4 protein-coding genes are annotated in these 5,401 nt (G+C 61.7%); 3 read left to right on the forward strand and 1 reads right to left on the reverse strand.

Annotated elements, in window-relative coordinates:
* Positions 1-200 precede the first annotated feature (200 nt).
* Positions 201-1,415: an amino acid aminotransferase gene (locus AC07X6_RS28350; protein WP_494793194.1), complete on the reverse strand. Its 1,215-nt coding sequence runs from the start codon at positions 1,413-1,415 to the stop codon at positions 201-203.
* 112 nt (positions 1,416-1,527) lie between these two features.
* On the opposite strand from AC07X6_RS28350, the gene uvrB reads away from it, so the two are divergent.
* The 3 genes from uvrB (at position 1,528) to AC07X6_RS28365 (ending at position 5,334) form a co-directional block, all read left to right on the forward strand.
* A complete protein-coding gene (gene uvrB / locus AC07X6_RS28355) occupies positions 1,528-3,615 on the forward strand; it encodes an excinuclease ABC subunit UvrB (protein WP_494793195.1) in 2,088 nt (695 codons plus the stop codon).
* A gap of 278 nt (positions 3,616-3,893) precedes the next feature.
* Positions 3,894-4,586 (forward strand): hypothetical protein, encoded by a 693-nt coding sequence (locus tag AC07X6_RS28360; RefSeq protein ID WP_494793196.1) that lies wholly within the window; start codon positions 3,894-3,896, stop codon positions 4,584-4,586.
* A 289-nt stretch (positions 4,587-4,875) separates the two neighbouring features.
* Positions 4,876-5,334, forward strand: coding sequence for a hypothetical protein (locus AC07X6_RS28365; RefSeq protein ID WP_474292127.1), 459 nt, complete (start codon positions 4,876-4,878; stop codon positions 5,332-5,334).
* Positions 5,335-5,401: the final 67 nt, after the last annotated feature.

Here is a 5,401-nt window from a genome sequence, read left to right on the forward strand (position 1 = left end):
CCGACCTGGACTCGAACCAGGGACCTGCGGATTAACAGTCCGTCGCTCTACCAACTGAGCTATCAGGGAAAAGAGGCAATATTATATGTCGCTTGTTCCATATTTGCAAGACTGATACTGCATCATCACAAACACGGCCATCGCCGACTTTCTACTGCCATCAGCGCCGCACTTGCATGCAGCGCCGAAGAAGCAAGATCTTAAAGCACTTTGGCGATCGCGTCAATGACGATGTCGATATTGCGCGAATTCAATGCTGCCACGCAGATACGGCCCGTGTCGACGGCGTAGATCGACTGCTCGCGCAGCGACGCCACCTGCTCCTTGGTGAGACCGGAGTACGAGAACATGCCGATTTGCTGGCGCACGAATTCGAAGTCGTGGCCTGGCGCCTTGGCTTTCAGTTTTTCCACGAAGGCATTGCGCATTTCGCGGATGCGCACGCGCATGCCGGCCAGCTCTTCTTCCCACAGCTGGCGCAGTTCCGGCGTGGCCAGGACGGTGGCGACCACCTTGCCGCCATGGACTGGCGGGTTCGAGTAGTTGGTGCGCACGACGCGCTTCAGCTGCGACAGCAGACGGGCCGCTTCATCGGCGCTGGCGGCGACGACGCTCAGGGCGCCCACGCGCTCGCCGTACAGCGAGAACGATTTCGAGAACGAGTTCGACACCAGCAGCGGGCCGCCCGCGTCGGCAAAGCGGCGCACCACGGCGCCGTCTTCGGCGATGCCGTTGGCGAAACCTTGATAAGCCATGTCCAGGAACGGCACCAGGCCGCGTGCGGTGACGACGGCGATGATCTGATCCCACTGGGCCACGCTCAGGTCGGCGCCGGTCGGGTTGTGGCAGCAGGCGTGCAGCACGACAATGGAGCCGGCTGGCATGGCGTTCAGGCTGGCCAGCATGCCGTCAAAGTTCACGCCATGGGTGGCGGCATCGTAGTACGCGTAGTTATTCACGACGAAACCGGCGTTTTCAAACAGCGCGCGGTGGTTTTCCCAGCTCGGGTCGCTGATGTAGACCTGGGCACCCGGCGCGAAGCGCTGCAGGAAGTCGGCACCGATCTTCAGTGCGCCCGTGCCGCCGATGGCTTGCACGGTGATGGCGCGGCGCTCTTGAATTACGGCGCTGTCGGCGCCAAATACGAGTTCTTGCACGGCCTTGTCGTAGGCGGCGAGGCCTTCGATCGGCAGGTAGGTGCGTGGGGCGGCCTGTTCGATCAGGATGGCTTCCGCCTTGCGTACGCAAGCTAACAGAGGCACTTTACCGTTGTCGTCATAATAGACGCCAACGCCCAGATTGATTTTGGCGGGATTCTGGTCCGCGTTAAATGCTTCGGTGATGCCCAGGATCGGGTCGCGTGGGGCCATCTCGATGGCGCTAAACAGACTGGCAGAAACAGTTGGGTTCGTCATGATAAGATTGGATTCGATTGGAAGCAGGTTCACAGCGGAGTTGTAGACAGCGCCCCAAAATACAACGCCAGGGCCGCCAGCAGAGCACTATTCTAACAAAGGTCTGATTCACATGCCCGAATTATCTACCGCCAGCGAGGCGGAAAGCGCAATTATCTCTTTCCCGGATTCCCCCTTCAAGCTGCACCAGCCCTTCCCTCCGGCCGGCGATCAGCCCACGGCAATCGACCAGCTGTCAGAGGGAATCGCCGACGGGCTGGCCTTCCAGACCCTGCTGGGCGTGACCGGTTCGGGCAAGACTTACACCATGGCCAACGTCATCGCGCGCATGGGCCGGCCCGCCATCGTCTTCGCGCCGAACAAGACCCTGGCGGCGCAGCTGTACAGCGAGTTCCGCGACTTTTTCCCGCAAAACGCCGTCGAATACTTCGTCAGCTACTACGATTACTACCAGCCCGAAGCCTACGTGCCGCAGCGCGACCTGTTCATCGAAAAGGATTCGTCGATCAACGAACATATCGAGCAGATGCGCCTGTCGTGCACCAAGTCGCTGATGGAGCGGCGCGACGTCATCATCGTCGCCACCGTCTCGGCCATCTACGGTATCGGCAATCCGAACGAATACCACCAGATGATCCTGACCCTGCGCGTCAAGGATCGGGTTGCGCAGCGCGACGTCATCGCGCGCCTGATCCAGATGCAGTACACGCGCAACGAGGTCGATTTCGGCCGCGGCACCTTCCGCGTGCGCGGCGACACCATCGACATCTTCCCCGCCGAACATGCGGAGCTGGCCGTGCGCCTGGAAATGTTCGACGACGAGATCGAATCGATCCAGCTGTTCGACCCGCTGACGGGCCGCGTACGGCAGAAAATCCCCCGCTTCACCGTGTATCCGGGTTCGCACTACGTGACGCCCCGCTCCACCGTGCTGCGCGCCGTGGAAACCATCAAGGACGAGCTGCGCGAGCGCCTCGAGTTTTTCCGCAAGGAAAATAAACTGATCGAAGAGCAGCGGCTGGAACAGCGCACGCGCTTCGACCTGGAAATGATGGCGGAAATCGGTTTCACCAAGGGTATCGAGAACTATTCGCGCCATTTGAGCGGCGCGCTGCCGGGCGAACCGCCGCCGACCCTGGTCGATTATCTGCCGCCCGACGCCCTGATGTTCCTCGACGAGTCGCACGTGCTGACGGGCCAGCTGAGCGCCATGTACAACGGCGACCGCTCGCGCAAGACGAACCTGGTCGACTACGGCTTCCGCCTGCCGTCCGCGCTCGACAACCGGCCCTTGAAATTCGAGGAATTCGAGCAGAAGATGCGCCAGACCGTATTCGTCTCGGCCACCCCGGCAGACTACGAAAAGAACCACTCCGACCAGGTGGTCGAACAGGTGGTGCGCCCGACCGGCCTGGTCGACCCGCAAATCATCGTGCGCCCCGCCAGCAGCCAGGTGGACGACCTGATGTCGGAAATCGTCGAGCGCATCAAGAAGGACGAGCGCGTGCTGGTGACGACTTTGACCAAGCGCATGTCGGAGCAATTGACGGAATACCTGGGCGACCATGGCATCAAGGTGCGCTATCTGCACAGCGATATCGAGACGGTGGAGCGCGTGGAAATCCTGCGCGACCTTCGCCTGGGCACCTTCGACGTGCTGGTGGGGATCAACCTGCTGCGCGAGGGCCTGGACTTGCCGGAAGTGTCGCTGGTCGCCATCCTCGACGCGGACAAGGAAGGCTTTTTGCGCTCCGAGCGCAGCCTGATCCAGACCATCGGCCGCGCCGCGCGCAACCTGAATGGCACGGCGATCCTGTACGGCGACCGCATCACGGACTCCATGCGCCGCGCCATCGACGAAACGGAACGCCGCCGCGCCAAGCAGATCGCCTTCAATACGGCCAACAACATCGTGCCGATCGGCGTGAAAAAATCGATCCGCGAAATGATCGACGGCGTCTACAGCCCGCAGGAAGCGCGCGAAACGCTGCAAGTGGCGCAGGAAGCGGCGAAGTTCGAAGCCATGAGCGAAAAGCAGGTGAGCAAGGAAATCAAGCGCCTGGAAAAGCTGATGGTAGACCACGCCAAGAACCTGGAGTTCGAAAAGGCGGCGCAGGTGCGCGACCAGCTGCATGTCCTCAAGCAGCAGCTGTTCGGCGCACCGGGCACCGACAACGTGGCGTCGATCCTGGGCAAATAAACGGCCGGGCGCTTCGCCCAGCACCAGCCAGCTGCCGACGCCATCCCCATTGAGTCCCTGCAGCTCGACGATTCGCGTGCGCCGGCATTCGAAGTCCACGCGCGGCACTTCCTGTCGACGATGGCCTGAGGCCGGACAGGACAGCTTGACAAAATCACCGCCCGGGCGCGTTTTCCGGTACCTCGGGGAGCGCCGGCTGCATACTTTGCGAAAGCTGTTTACAGTATTGTTGCAAATTTGCATACTAGTGCCATCTTACTCCTGGGAAACATGAACAGATGAGCACCGTCCCTGGGCAGCACCGCCTGTCTTTCCGCCCGCGCCGTCAAGGCTGGGCCATCGCAGCCGTTGCCGTCTTGCACCTGGCCTTGCTCTGGGCGCTCATGCGGCCAGTCCACAGGAGCGTGGAGCACGATGAGCGCGTCTGGCTGCAGCTGATGCCGCCATTGCCAGCGCCACGGGGATTCGTTGCGCCTGTCGAGCCTGAGCCTGCGCCGCCACGCCCGCAGGCGCTTCCTGCCGATCCGGCAATAGCCACATCGCCACCCAAGGCAGCGCCTGCCACCACGCCGCCAGAACAGCCGCCAGACGACACCCTGCCAGACGCGCCCAAGGCTGGCGCCCTCACCCTGGCGCAACGGGCCCTGCAAGCGGCCGGCGCCATCGACCGCCAGCTGCGCGCCGAGCATCCGCAGGAATTTGTAGCGCCGCCCGATACGGCGCAGACGCGCCTGGCGAAAGGCTTTGCGGAAGCGCATGCGGCGGTCAAGCCGAAGTGGTTCGAAGCGGCCCGCATCGAATTGTGGAGCGCGCCGAACGACCCCAAGCGCATTTACCGCATCATCACGGCGACCGGAGAATATTGCATCTACATGCCGGACAAGGGCAACATGACGCTGAACCTCAGCGCACGGTCCGGCTATGCCGGTTTTGGCGAAGGGACTGCGGCACCTTGTCCGATACGGTTCTAGGGCGCAGGAAGCGAGGCGCCGTCCCGTCATGCCAAAATAACAGCCCCGGAACCTGGCGCCGCCAGCGGTGCCACTTGCGCTTCCAGAAACAGGCCGGCACTGCCTGACAGCAGAGCGCAGACCGGCGTCAAGCAGCCTCAGCAACTATCCACATGAGACCGCATTTCACATCATTATCATGATGCAATAGTGCGTATTTAGCAACAAGTGTAAAAATATAGTTTTTGACGCAGTTGGCGCCACGGCGTAGTGTCGGTCGTCCCGACAACCACGTAATGAGGAGCCTCCCATGGCAAATCCACTGTGCTTAATGATGCCGGTACTACCCGGCACCAATCCGACCGCCATCGCCGCAACATTGGTGGAATACCAGGCGAAGATCAATGCCGCCCTCACCGATATCGGTACCGTGCACTTTGCCCGCTTCACCCTGTTCGACCGCTCCCAGCCCAATCTGCTGCCCAACCTTCAATCGACGGGTACTTCCGATACCCTGATCATCGGCGTGATCACCGAGTATGACGGCAGCTTCAACGACTACATCGAAGATTTCGTGGACCAGCTTGGCGACGTATTCGACGCACTGCTGCAGTTTGTCGTGGGTGGCAAGGCGCTGATGCCCGTTGCCACGCACGTGACCGCATTTGAAGCCTTCATCACGGCCAACGACGCCGCGCAGCACGTGCCCAACAACGGCCTGTATAGCGCCTATCCGCAGACCGTCCAGAAAATCCTCGCCTCGGTCTGAACCGAACACCACGCCGGGGCTGCGCAAGCGGCCCCCCCCCCCTGCCAGCCCCCACCCCAGCCCCCCG

The organism is Janthinobacterium sp. GW460-12-1-14-LB5 (genome assembly GCF_059423585.1).

Excerpts from the sequence above, each read along its gene's own strand:
- AC07X6_RS28365 (WP_474292127.1), top strand. The coding sequence starts at position 4,876 with ATGGCAAATCCACTGTGCTTAATGATGCCGGTACTACCCGGCACCAAT.
- AC07X6_RS28360 (WP_494793196.1), top strand. The coding sequence starts at position 3,894 with ATGAGCACCGTCCCTGGGCAGCACCGCCTGTCTTTCCGCCCGCGCCGT.
- uvrB (WP_494793195.1), top strand. The coding sequence starts at position 1,528 with ATGCCCGAATTATCTACCGCCAGCGAGGCGGAAAGCGCAATTATCTCT.
- AC07X6_RS28350 (WP_494793194.1), bottom strand. The coding sequence starts at position 1,415 with ATGACGAACCCAACTGTTTCTGCCAGTCTGTTTAGCGCCATCGAGATG.